This window comes from Microbacterium paulum, from assembly GCF_015707995.1.
Taxonomy (GTDB): domain Bacteria; phylum Actinomycetota; class Actinomycetes; order Actinomycetales; family Microbacteriaceae; genus Microbacterium; species Microbacterium paulum.
In genome coordinates this window covers 1-15,251 of sequence record NZ_JAAGRY010000068.1, presented here as the reverse complement: position 1 = coordinate 15,251, position 15,251 = coordinate 1, and the positions used below count along the sequence as shown (strand labels likewise).

The window sequence follows — 15,251 nt, the reverse complement described above, 5'->3', positions numbered from 1 at the left end:
CCCGCCCCACCGCCGGCCGCGGCCACGCCCGCGCGTAGACTGGGATCATGGCCGATCTGCCCCCCGTCCGCCCCACCGCGCCCGCACAGCCGGCTGCGACCGCGACGCCGGCGGGCACCCGGCCGGCGCTCGACGCCGTCGACATCCTGGTGTTCCTGTGCGAGCTGTTCGCCTTCGGCACGCTTGCCGTGTGGGGCTTCACGGCGTGGCCGTTCCCGTGGAACATCGTGGTGGGTATCGGAGCCCCGGTGATCGCGATTCTGCTGTGGGCGCTGTTCGTCTCGCCGCGGGCCGTGTTCGCGGTGCATCCGTTCGTGCGCGCCCTCGTCGAACTGCTCGTCTACGCCGCCGCGACGATCGTCTGGTGGACGAGCGGCAGCCCGTGGGTGGGCCTCGCATTCGCCGTCGTCGCCGTCACCGCGGGGCTCGTCGCGGGCCGGCGACGCCTGCCCTGACCGGTATGACCGGCGATGTGGTGGGCCTTCTCCGTGAGGCTCTGGCAGACCGGGTCGACATCGACCCCGCGCACCTCGACGCGATGCGCGCCGATAAGTCGGGTCACGCGGCGGCTGGCTCTCCGATCGCGCTCGTGCACGCGGCATCCATCGACGATGTGCAGACGACGATGCGCATCGCGAGCGCGACCGGCACGCCCGTCGTCGTCCGCGGCGCCGGCACGGGGCTGGCGGGCGGGGCGAACGCCGGGGCGGGCGAGATCGTGCTGTCGGTCCGCGGCATGGACCGCATTCTCGAGGTGCGCGCCGACGACCTGCTCGCCGTCGTCGAGCCGGGCATCCTCAACGCCGACCTCAACCGCGCGCTCGCGGGCCACGGCCTGTGGTGGGCGCCCGACCCCGCGAGCCGCGAGATCTCGACGGTCGGCGGCAACATCGCCACCGGCGCCGGTGGGCTGCTGTGCGCGAAGTACGGCGTCGTCCGCGACCCGGTGCTCGGCGTCGACCTCGTGCTCGCCGACGGACGACTGCTGCACCTCGGCCATCGCAGCGTCAAGGGCGTCACGGGGCTCGACCTGACCTCGCTCGTGATCGGCTCGGAGGGCACCCTCGGCGTGGTCGTGGGAGCGACCCTCGAGCTGCGCCGGCTCGTTCCCGGGCAGGCGCGCACGCTCACGGCATCCTTCCCCGACGTGCGCGCGGCGGCGACCGCTGCCGCTGCCGTCACCGCGTCGGGCGTGCAGCCCGCGATCATGGAGCTGATGGATGCCTCGTGCCTGCGCGCCGTGCATCGCCTGCTCGAGCTGCCCGCCTCCGACGGCACCGCGGCGCAGCTGACCATCCAGACCGACGGGCCGGCGGCCTCGGCCGAGGCCGAGTCGATCGCCGCGACCCTCACCGCCGCCGGCGGCACGGTGCGACTCGCCCGCGACGAGGCCGAGGCCGAGCTGCTCTGGCGCATCCGCCGCTCGATGCACCCCGCGATGGAGACGCTCGGCACAACCCTCATCGAAGACGTGTCGGTGCCGCGCAGCGCGCTGCCCGCGATGTTCGACGAGATCGCCCGCATCGAGCGCGCGTTCGACCTCGTCATCCCGACCGTGTGCCACGCGGGCGACGGCAATCTGCACCCGAACTTCGTCTTCGAGGGCGACGAGGTGCCCGAGGTGATCTGGCAGGCGGCTGACGAACTCTTCCGCGCCGCGCTGCGCCTCGGCGGAACCCTCACCGGCGAACACGGGGTCGGGGTGCTGAAGCGCCGCTGGCTCGTCGACGAGCTCGGCGAGGACCAGTGGCAGCTGCAGCGGCAGATCGCGCGCGTGTTCGACCCGCAGGGCATCCTGAACCCCGGCAAGGTCTTCGCCCCCTGAGTCGCGGGTCTCGCCGCGCGCGCGTCGCGCGTCTGTGGACCTGCGCAACCGCGGAGATCTGCACGATCGCGGATGCCCCGGCGCGAGGCATCCGCAATAACGCAGATCTCCGCCACAGTGCAGCCCGGATGCCCCACCCCGCCGCGCCTCCCCCCGCCCATGACACGCGCAACCGCGGACATCTGCACTATCGCGGATGCCAGGGCGCCAGGCATCCGCAATTACGCAGATCTCCGCCGCGGTGCTGCACGGGTGCCCCACCCCCACCGCGCCCGGCATCCGCCGTTGCGCAGATCTCCGCCCCAGCCCGGATGTCCCACCCCGCCGCAGGCATAACCGCGGGCATCTGCACTATCGCGGATGCCAGGGCGCCAGACATCCGCAATTGAGCAGATCTCCGCCACAGTGCAGCCCGGATGCCCGCCGCGCACCGCGACTCCCCCGCCCACGACACGCGCAACCGCGGAAATCTGCACGATCGCGGATGCCAGGGCGCGAGGCATCCGTAATTACGCAGATCTCCGCAGCAGCGCAGCCCGGGCGCCCCGCCGCGCCCGGCGCGGGGCCAGGCGGCGCACGAAACCCGCAGAAACGCGCGAACTCCGCGTGACCGACCAGCCCACACGCACGCGCGCGCGCTTACAGACCCTGCCAGGCGGGCTTGTTGGCGAACGCGTAGCGGTAGTAGTCGGCGTGCGCGAGCTGCGAGGCAGCGGCCTCGTCGACGACGACCGTCACGTGCGGGTGCAGCTGGATGGCCGAACCGGGCAGTGACGAGGTGACGGGGCCCTCGACCGCGGCGGCGACCGCCGCGGCCTTGCCCTCGCCGAAGGCGAGCAGGAACAGGTGCCCCGCCTCGAGGATCGTGCCGAGGCCCTGCGTGATGCAGTGCATGGGCACGTCGTCGATCGAGTCGAAGAAGCGCGCGTTGTCTTCGCGGGTCTGCTGCACGAGCGTCTTCACACGGGTGCGCGACGCGAACGACGACCCGGGCTCGTTGAACCCGATGTGGCCCGACGTGCCGATCCCGAGGATCTGCAGGTCGATGCCGCCCGCGGCCTTGATGGCGCGCTCGTAGTCTTCACCGGCGTGCGAGATGGTCTCGAGGTTGCCGTTCGGGGTCTGGATGAGGTCGGGGTTCAGGCCGAGCGGTTCGACGACCTCTTTCGTGATGACCGAGCGGTAGCTCTCGGGGTGGTTCGGGTCGATGCCCACGTACTCGTCGAGCGCGAAGCCGCGCACCTGCGAGAGGTCGACGCCGGCCACGCGCGGACGCAGCGCCTCGTAGACGGGGAGGGGGGTCGAGCCGGTCGCGAGGCCCAGCACGGCGTCGGGGCGCGCGCTGATCAGCTTCACGATCTCGTCGGCGACGAGGACGCCGGCGGCTGCCGAGGAGGGGACGATGACGATCTCAGCCATGGAACACTGCCTTTCGGTCGGAACGCTGACGGTCTGAAGACCGCGGTTCGGGCGCAACGGGCGCCTCCGCCGCGGCGCCGATGAGGGCGGCGCCCAGGGCCGCCGCGGGCGATCCCGGCGGCAGCAGTTCGACGCGCTCCGCGAGGCGGAGCGACTTCAGGAACGGCGACGCGGCGGCGCCGGCTGCGAGTTCGTCAACCACACGGCTCAGCATACGGTCGCCCAGTGCGGTCACGCCTCCCCCCAGCACGACGGTTTCGACGTCGCCCGAGAGCACGATGACGCGAATGGCGGATGCCACGCCGTACGCCAGTCCGTCGCGCAGCGCGATGGCGGCCGGGTCGCCGGCATCCGCCGCATCGAACACGTCGAGCACGGGGAGGGCCACCGCGCGGTTCCAGCGCTCGGCGATCGCACCGCCGCCGCAGAACGCCTCGATGCAGCCGCGCTGGCCGCAGCGGCACAGCGGACCGTTCGGGTCGACCGAGATGTGGCCGACCTCTCCCGCGGTGCCGCGCGCACCGCGCCACAGCCGGCCGCCCTTGACGAACCCCGCGGCGATGCCGGTGCCGAGGTTGAGGTAAGCCATCGTGTCGGCCCGCGCGCGGCCCATGCCGTGCAGCGCATATGCGCCGACGGCGGCGGCTTTGACGTCGTTCTCGGCCCGCACCGGTACGCCGAGGGCCATGCCGATGGCCTCGCCGAGGTCGAGCTCGTCGACGCCGAGGTTCACCGCGTGGGCGACCGTGGCGCTCCCCGGTGCGACCTGACCGGGCATGCCGATGCCGATCGAGGTGAACTGCGAGCGCTGGATGCCGAGGCTTGCGGCCAGCTCATCGACCAGCTCGGTGATGGTGCGGACCACCTCGGGTGCGCCCCATCCGGTGGGCCGGCGCACGCGGGCGACGATCTCGTCGCCCGCACCGACCACCACTGCATCGGTCTTGGTGCCTCCGACGTCGAATCCGAGCCGCATCAGCCCTTCACCGCGCCCGAGACGAGACCGCTGGTCATCTTGCTCTGCACGATGAGGAAGAAGATGATCACCGGGATCGCCATGAGGGTGGAGCCCGCCATGACGACCGCCCAGTCGGTGGCCTTCGTGGCCTGCACGAAGGAGCGCAGCCAGATCGGCAGCGTCTGCGACTCGGGCCGCGTCATGATGACGAGGGCGAAGACGAACTCGTTCCACGCCTGGATGAACGCGAAGATACCGGTCGAGACGAGGCCGGGGGCCAGCAGCGGGAAGGTGATGCGCCAGAATGCCTGGTTGCGGCTGCAGCCGTCGATCATGGCCGCCTCTTCGAGGTCGGCGGGCACGCCGTTGACGAAGCCGCGCAGGGTCCAGATCGTGAACGGCAGCACCATCGCGATGTAGATCGCCGACAGACCGATGATCGTGTTCACCAGGTGCCAGCCGTCGAGCACGCGGAAGGTCGAGACGATCATCGCTTCGGCCGGGATCATCTGGATCACGAGGATCGCCACGATGAAGGTCTTGCGCGAGCGGAAGCGGTAGCGCGAGACGGAGACCGACGCGAGGAACCCGAACAGCAGCGCCGTGATGACGGTGATGACGGTGACCGCGACCGAGATGCCGAGTGCGGGGAGGAACCCGCCGTCGTTCCACGCCGCCTGGAAGCTGCGGAACGTGAACTCCGAGGGCCAGAAGTGCGGGGTGTCGCTCTTGACGGCCGAGCCGGGGAGGAGGGCCGTGTTGACCATCCAGTACACGGGGAACACCGAGCAGACGAACACAATCACGGCCGCGACGTTGAGCAGGACGCGCCGACTGACGCGACGGGTGCGGGCGCTCATGACTCGTCCTCCCTGAGCATGTTGCGGATGTAGTAGGCCGAGATCGCGAGCAGGACGATCACGAGGATCACCGCGATCGCGCCGCCGGAGCCGAGGTCACCGGTGGCCATCGAGACGCTGTAGATGTAGACGCCGATCGTGTTGGTGTCGGCGCGGACGCCGCCGATCGTCTGCAGCGCGTAGATCTGGGCGAACACGCGCAGATCCCAGATGACCTGCAGGATGAGCAGCACGAGCAGGATCGAGCGGATGTAGGGCAGCACGATCAGGCGGAAGCGCTGCCACGCGCCGGCGCCGTCGAGCGACGCCGCCTCGAGCACCTCGTCGGGCACCTGGGTGAGGCCGGCGTAGGTCGAGAAGGCGACGAACGGGATCGCGCCCCACGTGATGATCATGGCGGCGACGCCGAAGAAGCTGAGGGGGTCGGACAGCCAGCTGTGGCCGATCCAGTTCTGGCCTGTGATCTGCGTGAGCAGGTAGTTGACGAGGCCGTACGAGGTGTCGAAGATCCAGCCCCACACGATGGTGGCGGTGAGGGCGGGCATGGCCCAGGCGAGCAGCAGTCCGACCGACACGACGGTGCGCATGACCTTGCCGAGGGCGCGCATCATGAGGGCGATGCCGACACCGAGGACCATCGTCGCGAACACGCAGACGACGCAGAGCGCGACGCTGCGGCCGAGGACGACCCAGAACTCGGGGTCGGTGAGCACCTTGACGTAGTTGTCGAAGCCGACGAACGACGGCGGAGCACCGAAGATCTGCTCACGGCCGTACTTCTGGAACGACATGATGATCAGCTGGAGCAGCGGCCAGCCGATGAAGACGACGAGCATGATCAGCGCGGGCAGCAGCAGCACGAGGGACGTGCCGTCGCGGCGTTTTTTGCGCTTCGTGGGCGCGGGCGCTGCGGAACTCGCCTGCTCGGGGGAGATCAGCGTGGTGGTCATCGCTTCTTCTCCTTCCGTATGTAGAGGGGGTTTCAAGGGGTTCCCCCGGGGTTCGGGCCCCGGGGGAACCAGTGTTCGACACCGGTCGGCGCGGATTCTCACCCGCGCCGACCGGGTGACGACGGGTCTCAGCCGTTGAGGATGGACTCGATCTGGGTGTCGAGCTCGGTGGCCAGCGACTTCACGTCGCCGCCCTGCGCGACCTTGACGAAGAAGTCCTGCAGCAGGCCCTTCGCCTCGACGTCGGCCCACTTGGGCGACGCGGGGGTGAGCTTGGCGCCTGCCGCAGCGTCGGCGATGACCTTCGCGAGCTCGGGCGTCGCGGCGGCGACGTCCTTGCCGAGCGACTTCTTGGCCGGCACGAGGCCGCCCTTGGCCAGGATCTCCTGGTAGTCGTCGCTCAGCATGATCTCCAGCGCGCTCTTGGCCAGCTCGGGGTGAGCCGACTTCGCCGCGATACCGATGTTCGAGCCACCGGCGAAGACCTTCGCGGCGCCGCCGTCCTTGCCCGGGAGGGCGAAGTAGCCGAGGGTGTCGGCGAGGGCCGTGGGGGCCTTGTCCTCATCGGCGACGATCGACCAGTACGCCCAGCTGGGCGCCGACAGGGTCGCGGCCTTCTCGGTGCGGAAGGGAACCCACGACTCGGTCTCGTCGCCGTCCTTCGGGGCGAGCGAGGAGGCCATGACTTCCTGCACCTGCTTGATGCCGTCCACGGATGCGTCGCTCGAGAGCTGCGCGTCCCACTTGCCGTCCTTCTGCACCGCGATCTCGCCGCCGTTCTCCCAGATGAAGGGGAGAGCGTTGTACCAGTCCTTGCCGGGGAAGTAGACGCCCGAGACGCCCGGGAGGGCGGCCGAGAGCTTGCCGGCGTTCGAGACGTAGTCGGCGAGGGTCGACGGAGCCGTGACGCCGGCCGTCTGGTACTGCGCGGTGTTGTAGAACACGACGCGCGCGCCCGAGTAGTACGGCGCGGCGAAGAGCTTGCCGTCCCACGAACCGGCCTCGACGAAGCCGGGGAGCAGGTCGTCGCCGCCGAGCTTGTCCTGGATGTCGGAGATGTCGAGCAGCGCGCCCGACGAGGTGAACGCCGCCGCCTGGGTGTTGCCCATCTCGACGATGTCGGGGCTGTCGTTCGACGACAGGCTCGTGGTGAGCTTGTCGACCAGGCCCGTCCACTGCTGCTCCTCGATGACGATCTTCGAGCCGGGGTTCTGCTCGGCGAAGGTCGTCGTCAGGTAGTCGCGGGCATCCTGCGGCGTGTCGGTGCCGACCAGCCAGACGCGCAGCTCTGCGGCCTCCGGCGTAGCCGAACCGCCGGACGACGAACCGCCCGCGCAGCCGGCGAGAACGACAGCCGAAGCGCCGAGGAGCGCGAGGGCTCCGAGCTTCTTGTTCATGGTGTCTTCCTTTTTCTCTCTTGGTGATTCCCCGGGGCCGGGCGACCCATCCGGGGCGATTGGACGGGTGTCAGGACACCCCGAGTTGTCCGGACAGGACCATGACGGCCGCGCCGCGGAGGACGATGTCCTCGCCTTGCTCCGTCATTCGCACCTGCACGCCGTCGTGGAACTCGGCGAGCGTGCGGGCGCGCAGTGTCTCGACGGTCGCGATCGCGAGGGGTCCGTCGAGAAGTCGTGAGGGGCCGGAGAGCACGATCTCCGACAGGTCGAGGGCGCCGACGATGGGGGCGAGGGCGATGCCCAGCCGCTCCCCCGCGTCACGCAGCACGGCGACGCGGTCGGCGCCGTCTTCGGCCAGGGCGCGCTCGAGCGACGGCACGGACAGCCAGGCCTCGAGGCATCCGACCTTGCCGCACACGCACACCGGGCCGCCGTCGGTGCCGACGGTGACGTGCCCGATCTCGCCGGCCGCGAAGCGGCTGCCGAGCATGGGCTGGCCGCCCGAGAGCAGGCCCGAGCCGACACCGCGGCCGACGCGTACGAGCATGACGTCGTCGCCCGCACCGCCGAAGGTGTACTCGGCGAGCACGGCCGCGTTCGCGTCGTTGGCGACGAGGATCGGCAGCGACACTTCGGCGCGCAGGATGCCTTCGAGGTCGATGTCGGTCCAGCGCAGGTTCGGGGCGGTGAGCACCGTGCCGTGGTCGTCGACGATGCCGGGGGTGCCGACGCCGACACCCAGCACAGGGGCGTGCGCGTCGGCGACGAGCTCGCGGGTGAGCTGGACGACGGCGGCGAGGATGTCGGCGGGGTCGGTGGGCACGGATGCCTCGTGGCGCGCGACGATCTCGCCGTCGAGGGTGAGCAGGGCGCCGAGGAACCGGTCGCTGCGCGAGAGGTCGAGGCCGATGATGCGGTGACCCTCGCGGTCGAGATCGACGAGGATGGCGGGCTTGCCGGGACCGGTCACCTCGCGGGTGCCGCGCTCGGCGACGTAGCCGTCTTCGATGAGTTCGGCGATGAGGTCGGAGATCGTGACCCGGGTGAGGCCCGTTTCGCGCGACAGGTCGGCCCGACTCATGGCACCCTGGTGGAAGAGGGTCTGCAGCACGAGGGACCGGTTGTGCGCGCGAGCGTGCTCGGGGAGCACCTTGGCGGCGTGGCGCAGAGACCGGCCAGGGCCGAACGACCGACCGCCTGCCCCACCCCCGGCAGGGGCGGATTCCGCGGTGCTGCGCTGCACATCCGAGTTGACCATGTTTGTTAGCACACCTTACGAACTTAAATTTCGCAAGCGCGCAACCCCATTCGGTAGGCGCGTTTACAAAACCGTTACATTGGTCGCGTAGCCCGAAACCGGTGCGAAATCCGCCCCGCAGGCGGGCCCGCCGCCCCGCCCGCTCCCCCGCCCCTGACCACGCACGGACCTATCGCGTACCATGAGGGGGCGTGTTGTCGTGCCTTTTCGGCGCACCACCGCGCACGAGACGCGCCGCACGAGCGCTGAACCGGGGGGTTGGCTGTGACTGATCTGGCAACGAAACCCGACGCCGAAGGCGCGTCGGACCCATCGTCGAGCGCACAGACCGAGGCGTCGACCGCTACTCCGACCGCTGTGCTCGACGCGTCTGCGCAGCCACCCGTGCAGTGGGCCCCGGCGGAGCCCGCCGCGAAGAAGAAGCGCCGCCTCTGGCTCTGGATCGGCGTACCCGTGGCGATCGTCGCGGCCGGCGCCGTCGCCGCGTCGCTCGTACTGATCGCTCCCGGCACCGCCGTCGCGGGCGTTCCGGTAGGCCTGCAGACCGCCGGCGCCGCCACCGACGCCATCAACCAGCGCCTCGCACAGACCACGCTCGTGCTCGGTGAGGGCGGCCCCGCCGTCACCGGCGCCGACCTCGGCGCGTCGGTCGACGCGCAGGCCTTGGTCGATTCGGCCTTCGCCGACCGCCCCATGTGGAACGTGACGCAGTGGTTCGGCGAGCCGATCGACGCGGCGGTCACCCTCGACGAGAAGAAAGCGACCGCGGCCCTGCGCACCGCGCTGCCCTCCGCCTACACCGAGCCGACGGCGGCGACCGTCGCCTTCAACGGCACCGCCTTCGCCGTGACACCGGCGACGGCCGGGACGGGCATCGACCTCGATGCGCTGAGCGGCGAGCTGCACGATGCCTTCGCGTCGGGCGCGGCATCGACGACGGTCACGGTGCGCGAGAGCTCCATCGACCCCACCGCCGACACCGCGTCGGCGCAGAAAGCGGCCGACAGCGCGAACGCGATGCTCGCGAACGCCGGGTTCTACGTCGGCGACGAGCGCACCGTCCCGATCGACGCGGCGACCGCCGCGAGCTGGCTGACGGTGTCGACCTCTGCGAACGGCGCCTTCTCGGTCACCGCCGACCCCGCGAAGATCCAGCCGAGCGTCGACGCCCTGGCCGCCGCCGTCAACCGCGCACCGGTCAACGGTGCGGTCGTGACCGATGCCGAGGGCACCGTGCTCGAGACGACGACCCCCGGCGCCGATGGACGCACGCTCGGCGACGTCAGCACCGTCGCGAGCGACTATGCGAAGCAGCTCAGCCAGGGGAACGCCGCCTACCAGCTTCCCGTGCAGGTGACGCCCGCGACGATGACCACCTCGGCGCGCATGGTCGAGGTGAACCTCTCGGAGCAGACGCTGTACATGAAAGAGAACGGCGCGGTCATCGACTCGTGGCCGATCTCGAGCGGCATCGCCGAGTCGCCCACGACCGTCGGCCACTTCACGGTTCAGTCGCACCACGACGTGCAGACCATGACGTCGACCTCGGCCACCGACTCGTACTGGAACTACGACGTGCCGAACGTGCAGTGGATCATGTACTACTACGGCGGCGAGGCGCTCCACGGCGTCTACTGGCACAACGACTTCGGCAACCCGCGCAGCCACGGCTGCGTCGGCATGCCGAACTACCGCGCGAAAGAGATCTACGACTGGCTGCCCAACGGCGGCGATGTCTGGATCCACAACTGAGCCCAGAACACGTCTGAACTCAGTCTCAAACTGAGCCCGGACCGAAACGACGAAGCGGCGGATGCCCAGGCATCCGCCGCTTCGTCGTTCGTGCGATCAGAGCGCGTCGATCACCGCGTTCAGCGTCGCCGACGGGCGCATGACGGCCGCCACCTTCGCCTCGTCGGGGTGGTAGTAGCCGCCGAGGTCGACGGCCTCGCCTTGCACGCCGTTCAGCTCGGCCACGATCTCGGCCTCGGCGTCTGAGAGCTGCTGCGCGATCGGGGCGAACGCGGCGGCGAGCTCGGGGTCGGCGGTCTGGCGCGCGAGCTCCTGCGCCCAGTACAGGCCGAGGTAGAAGTGGCTGCCGCGGTTGTCGATCGTGCCGAGCGCGCGCCCCGGCGAACGGTCCTCTTCGAGGAACGTGCCGGTCGCGGCATCCAGCGTGTCGGCGAGCACCTTCGCCTTCTGGTTGCCGGTGTATTCGGCGAGGTGCTCGAACGAGGCCGCGAGGGCGAAGAACTCGCCGAGCGAGTCCCAGCGCAGGTAGTCCTCTTCGAGCAGCTGCTGCACGTGCTTGGGGGCAGAGCCGCCCGCGCCCGTCTCGAACAGGCCGCCGCCGGCGAGCAGGGGCACGATCGAGAGCATCTTGGCCGACGTGCCGACCTCGAGGATCGGGAACAGGTCGGTGAGGTAGTCGCGCAGCACGTTGCCGGTGACCGAGATGGTGTCCTCGCCCTTGCGCAGACGCGCGAGGGTGTACCGGGTCGCCTCGTCGGGCGGCAGGATCACGATCGTGACGTCGTGCGTCTCGAGGGTCGCGAGCGCCTGATGCACCTTGCCGATCAGCTGCGCGTCGTGGGCGCGGTTCACGTCGAGCCAGAACACCGCGGGAACGCCCGTCGCGCGGGCGCGGGTGACGGCGAGGCGCACCCAGTCCATGATCGCGATGTGCTTGGTCTGCGTGGCGCGCCAGATGTCGCCCTTCTCGACGCGGTGCTCGATGAGCACGACGCCGTCCGAGTCGATCACCTCGACGACGCCGTCCGCGGAGATCTCGAACGTCTTGTCGTGGCTGCCGTACTCCTCCGCGGCCTGCGCCATGAGGCCGACGTTCGGCACGGTGCCGATCGTGGCCGGGTCGAGGGGGCCGTTCTCGATCACGTCGTCGATGACGGCCTGGTAGACGCCTGCGTACGACGAGTCGGGGATGACGGCGATCGTGTCGTCCTCGCCGCCATCCTTGCCCCAGAGCTTGCCGCCGTTGCGGATGAGGGCCGGCATCGAGGCATCCACGATCACGTCGCTGGGGACGTGCAGGTTCGTGATGCCCTTGTCGCTGTTGACGTAGCTGAGCCGCGGGCCCGCCTCGAGGTCCTGCGCGATGCGCGCCGAGATGGCGTCGCCGCCTTCGACCTCGCCGAGCCCGGAGAGGATCGCGCCGAGACCGTTGTTGCCGTCGAGGCCCGCCGCGGCGAGCTGCTCGCCGTAGGTGTCGAAGACGTCCTTGAAGAACGCGCGCACGACGTGGCCGAAGATGATCGGGTCGCTGACCTTCATCATCGTGGCCTTCAGGTGCACCGAGTAGAGCACGTTCTCGGCCTTGGCCTGGGCGAGCGTGTCGGCGAGGAACGCGTCGAGCGCCTTGGCCGAGAGGAACGTCGCGTCGATGACCTCGCGCGGCAGCACCTTGAGGCCGTCTTTGAGCACCGTGACGGTGCCGTCGGTGGCCGTGTGGCGGATCGTGAGCACGTCGTCGTGGGCGGCGATCCAGCTCTTCTCGTTGCTCTTGAAGTCGTCGTGGCCCATCGTCGCGACGCGGGTCTTCGAACCGGCCGCGAAGGGCTTGTTGCGGTGCGGGTGCTTCTTGGCGTAGTTCTTCACCGCGAGAGGAGCGCGACGGTCGCTGTTGCCCTCGCGCAGCACGGGGTTGACCGCCGAGCCCTTGATGCGGTCGTAGCGCGCGCGGATGTCTTTCTGCTCCACGGTCGCCGCATCGTCGGGGTAGTCGGGGATGTCGTAGCCCTGGCTCTGCAGCTCGGCGATCGCGGCCTTCAGCTGGGGGATGGACGCCGAGATGTTCGGCAGCTTGATGATGTTGGCCTCGGGCAGGGTCGCGAGCCCGCCGAGCTCGGCGAGCGCGTCGCCCACCTGCTGCTCGGGGGTGAGGCCCTGCGGGAAGGCGGCGAGGATGCGGCCGGCGAGCGAGATGTCGCGCGTGTCGATCTCGACGCCCGCCTGCCCGGCGAAGGCCTTCACGATCGGTAGGAACGAGGCGGTGGCCAGGGCCGGAGCCTCGTCGGTGTGGGTGTAGATGATGGTGGACTCGGGCACGTCGGAACTTCCTCTATCGAGCATCGCGGGGTCGGGTCCACCCTACCGCACGGCGGGAAAGTATCTCGATGTCGAGATACTTTCCCGCCCGGTCGCGATCAGTGGAAGGCGAGCACCTGGTCGCCCCACGCGGCGCGCAGCGCGCCGTCGAGGTCGGGCACGACGGTGTCGCGCCGGTCGATCACGAGCGTCACACGGGCAGACGCCGTCTCGGCCTCATCGGCGTCTCGGGTCGCCGTGGCGTAGGGCTGCCACGCGGGCGCGTCGTCGGCATCCGGAGCCTGGCCGTGCGCGAAGGCGGTCCAGCGCTGCTGCATGCGGTGCGAGATCTCTTCGGCCACGCGCATCCCGCCCAGGCGGAAGGTGGGGTCTTTCGACCCCGACGACAGGTTGCCCCACAGGTAGGGCAGTTCGGTCGCGTGCGTCGCGCCCAGGCCGATCAGCCGCAGGAACGGCGCCGCGTGGTCGAAGCGGTACAGCCACACGTCGGCGACGGCGCTGTGGCCTTCGGCGATCCACGCCGTCGGCATGCGGAAGCCGATGTCGCGGGCGATGCCGAGACCGACCGCGCGCGAGCGGGCGTGCTGGTAGGCGGTGCGCACCTGCTGGGCCGACGGCAGCTCGAGGGTGGGGTTGTCGGTCGCCATGTCGGCGAACATCTGCGCGATGCGGTCGTCGGTGATGGGGATGAGAGGCGACTTCATGAACTTGAAGAGGGATGCCTCGTCTTTGTTCGTGCCGATCAGGAGCGGCACGGGCAGCCCACGGCCTTCGCGCAGCACGGTGACGGGCGCCTCGGGCAGCAGGTCTCCGTCGATAACGGGGGCGAAAGCGAGCACCCCGGGGGGTCGCTGTCGGGCACCGCGGCGTAGACGACGGTGCCGGCGCGCACGACCTCGTCGGCGCTCACGGCCCGCAGCTCGTCGGCGGCGTTCGGCGAGGTCGGGTCGATGCCGAGCTCGGTCACGAACCGCTCCGCGACGCCGGTCGCACGGGCGACGCCGTAGACGCTCGATGCGGGCGACGACTCGGCGATGGCACGGTGGAACAGCCCCTCGGCCGAGGGGGTGGCGAGCAGCGTCGTCACGAGGCCGCCGCCGGCCGACTCGCCGAACACGGTGACCCGGCCCGGGTCTCCCCTGAAGAACGCGATGTTGTCCTGCACCCAGCGCAGCGCCAGCAGCACGTCTTTCAGGGCGAGGTTGCGGTCGAACCCGCCCCAGGGCAGGAGCCGCGGCAGGTCGATGAAGCCGAAGGCGCCGAGCCGGTAGCTGATCGTCACGACGACGACGTCGCCGGCGTTCACGAGCGAGGTCGCGTCGAAGAGGGGCTGGCTGGATGCCCCGAAGGTGTACGCACCGCCGTGGATCCACACCATGACGGGGCGCGCGGCGTTGTCGTCGGCGGGCGAGAACACGTTCAGCGAGAGGCAGTCTTCGCTCATCGCGGTGTTCGGGTCGAGCGGCACGGCGGGGTTCGCCTGCTGGGGGCACGCGGGGCCGAAGGCCGTGGCATCCACCTCACCGTCGACCGGCGCCGCGGCGACCGGGGCGCGCCAGCGCTGCGCACCGATGGTCGGCTCGGCGTATCGGATGCCGCGCCACACGCGCACGCCGTCTGCTTCGGCACCGACGAACGATCCGGCGGGCGCCGTCGCGAGGCAGCGCGTCGAGTCTGCCGCCGAGGGGGTGAGAGCGGATGAGGGGGACATGCGGGTCTCCTTCGTTCGTGCCGGGCCCAGGGGGCGTCCCCGGCCATGACACCGACGTTAGAGGGGGCGTTCGTGCGTACCGCCGCCGTGTTCGGCTGACACGACAGCCGCCGCCGGCGACGCGCCCGACAGCGGCAGCCGCGCCTCGAGCACGGCGCCATCGGGCGTCGCCGACAGGACGGCGCCGAGGCTCGCGACCCGCGATGCAGGGCGCAGCTGCGCGCCAGCGGGGAGCGAGCCGAAGGAGCGGACGCGCACCGCGAGGACGGCGCCCGCCCCCGTCGACACGACGTCGACGGCGACGTCGGCGCGGCGCTGCCCGGTGTGCTTGACGGCGTTGAGCACGCCTTCCGACACGATGTCGTAGGCGTCGCGGGCGGCGGGATCGCCCGCGTCGAACGCGGCCTGAGCGCGCGGCGTCACGCTGACCGACAGGTCGATGACCCTGCCCCAGGTCGCGACGATCGCGTCGAGACTCACCGGGTCGACGCGCCGCCCCCTCGCGAACACGTCGCCCGCCTCGTCGAGCGCGTCGCGCAGCTGCGCGACGAGGATCGCGCGCTCGTCGGGCGACGGTTCGCGATGCTCGAGCGCGAACACCGCGCACCGCCCCTGCAGGTCACGGTGCAGCAGCTCGGCCGCCTCGTCGAGCGCCTCACGGGCGGGCCTGGTGCCGGCACGGGCCGCACGCTGGGCCGTCGCGATGACCCGGCTGGTCGCAGCGACCCGGTCGGCGCTCGCCTCGGGGCGGTTCATCTCGGCGTGGACGATCGGCGCCTCGCTGCTGCTCTCGCTCACGGTGATG

General features: G+C 70.5%; 13 protein-coding genes. 3 read left to right on the top strand and 10 right to left on the bottom strand.

Going from position 1 to position 15,251, the window contains the following annotated elements; translation table 11 throughout:
* Positions 1-47 precede the first annotated feature (47 nt).
* Positions 48-455, top strand: coding sequence for a YrdB family protein (locus tag G3N18_RS13585; RefSeq protein WP_196384814.1), 408 nt, complete (start codon positions 48-50; stop codon positions 453-455).
* A gap of 5 nt (positions 456-460) precedes the next feature.
* A complete protein-coding gene (locus tag G3N18_RS13580; protein WP_196384813.1) occupies positions 461-1,825 on the top strand; it encodes an FAD-binding oxidoreductase in 1,365 nt (454 codons plus the stop codon).
* 639 nt (positions 1,826-2,464) lie between these two features.
* Here the strand turns inward: G3N18_RS13580 and nagB are convergent.
* The 6 genes from nagB to G3N18_RS13550 all read right to left on the bottom strand — a co-directional run bounded on the left by nagB (position 2,465) and on the right by G3N18_RS13550 (position 8,670).
* Entirely contained in the window at positions 2,465-3,244 is a 780-nt protein-coding gene (nagB, locus tag G3N18_RS13575) for a glucosamine-6-phosphate deaminase (RefSeq protein WP_196384812.1), read from the bottom strand.
* Positions 3,237-4,220 (bottom strand): ROK family protein, encoded by a 984-nt coding sequence (locus tag G3N18_RS13570; protein ID WP_196384811.1) that lies wholly within the window; start codon positions 4,218-4,220, stop codon positions 3,237-3,239. Before G3N18_RS13570 ends, nagB begins: the two co-directional genes overlap by 8 nt.
* Positions 4,220-5,062: a carbohydrate ABC transporter permease gene (locus G3N18_RS13565; RefSeq protein ID WP_196384810.1), complete on the bottom strand. Its 843-nt coding sequence runs from the start codon at positions 5,060-5,062 to the stop codon at positions 4,220-4,222. Before G3N18_RS13565 ends, G3N18_RS13570 begins: the two co-directional genes overlap by 1 nt.
* Positions 5,059-6,012, bottom strand: coding sequence for a carbohydrate ABC transporter permease (locus G3N18_RS13560; RefSeq protein WP_196384809.1), 954 nt, complete (start codon positions 6,010-6,012; stop codon positions 5,059-5,061). The genes G3N18_RS13565 and G3N18_RS13560 overlap by 4 nt, the downstream gene beginning before the upstream one ends.
* A gap of 128 nt (positions 6,013-6,140) precedes the next feature.
* Complete coding sequence (locus G3N18_RS13555; protein ID WP_196384808.1) at positions 6,141-7,409, bottom strand: extracellular solute-binding protein; 1,269 nt, start codon at positions 7,407-7,409, stop codon at positions 6,141-6,143.
* Between the two features lie 70 nt (positions 7,410-7,479).
* Positions 7,480-8,670 carry an ROK family transcriptional regulator gene (locus G3N18_RS13550; protein WP_196384807.1) on the bottom strand — a complete coding sequence of 397 codons (1,191 nt, stop codon included), beginning with the start codon at positions 8,668-8,670 and terminating at the stop codon, positions 7,480-7,482.
* Positions 8,671-8,934: 264 nt separating this feature from the next.
* Between G3N18_RS13550 and G3N18_RS13545 the strand changes: the two genes are divergently transcribed.
* Positions 8,935-10,422, top strand: a complete 1,488-nt coding sequence (locus tag G3N18_RS13545; RefSeq protein WP_196384806.1) for a L,D-transpeptidase family protein — start codon at positions 8,935-8,937, stop codon at positions 10,420-10,422.
* A gap of 96 nt (positions 10,423-10,518) precedes the next feature.
* Here G3N18_RS13545 and G3N18_RS13540 read toward each other — a convergent pair whose 3' ends face one another.
* The 4 genes from G3N18_RS13540 to G3N18_RS13530 form a co-directional block, all read right to left on the bottom strand.
* Positions 10,519-12,735, bottom strand: coding sequence for an NADP-dependent isocitrate dehydrogenase (locus tag G3N18_RS13540; RefSeq protein ID WP_196384805.1), 2,217 nt, complete (start codon positions 12,733-12,735; stop codon positions 10,519-10,521).
* 98 nt (positions 12,736-12,833) lie between these two features.
* The gene (locus G3N18_RS16350; RefSeq protein ID WP_338038594.1) at positions 12,834-13,574 is read right to left on the bottom strand and encodes a carboxylesterase family protein; all 741 of its coding nucleotides are present in this window, start codon (positions 13,572-13,574) and stop codon (positions 12,834-12,836) included.
* Positions 13,478-14,446 carry a carboxylesterase family protein gene (locus G3N18_RS16345; protein WP_268932611.1) on the bottom strand — a complete coding sequence of 323 codons (969 nt, stop codon included), beginning with the start codon at positions 14,444-14,446 and terminating at the stop codon, positions 13,478-13,480. The genes G3N18_RS16350 and G3N18_RS16345 overlap by 97 nt, the downstream gene beginning before the upstream one ends.
* 57 nt (positions 14,447-14,503) lie before the next feature.
* The coding region (locus tag G3N18_RS13530; protein ID WP_476703410.1) for a sensor histidine kinase at positions 14,504-15,251 on the bottom strand (748 nt) is incomplete at its 5' end.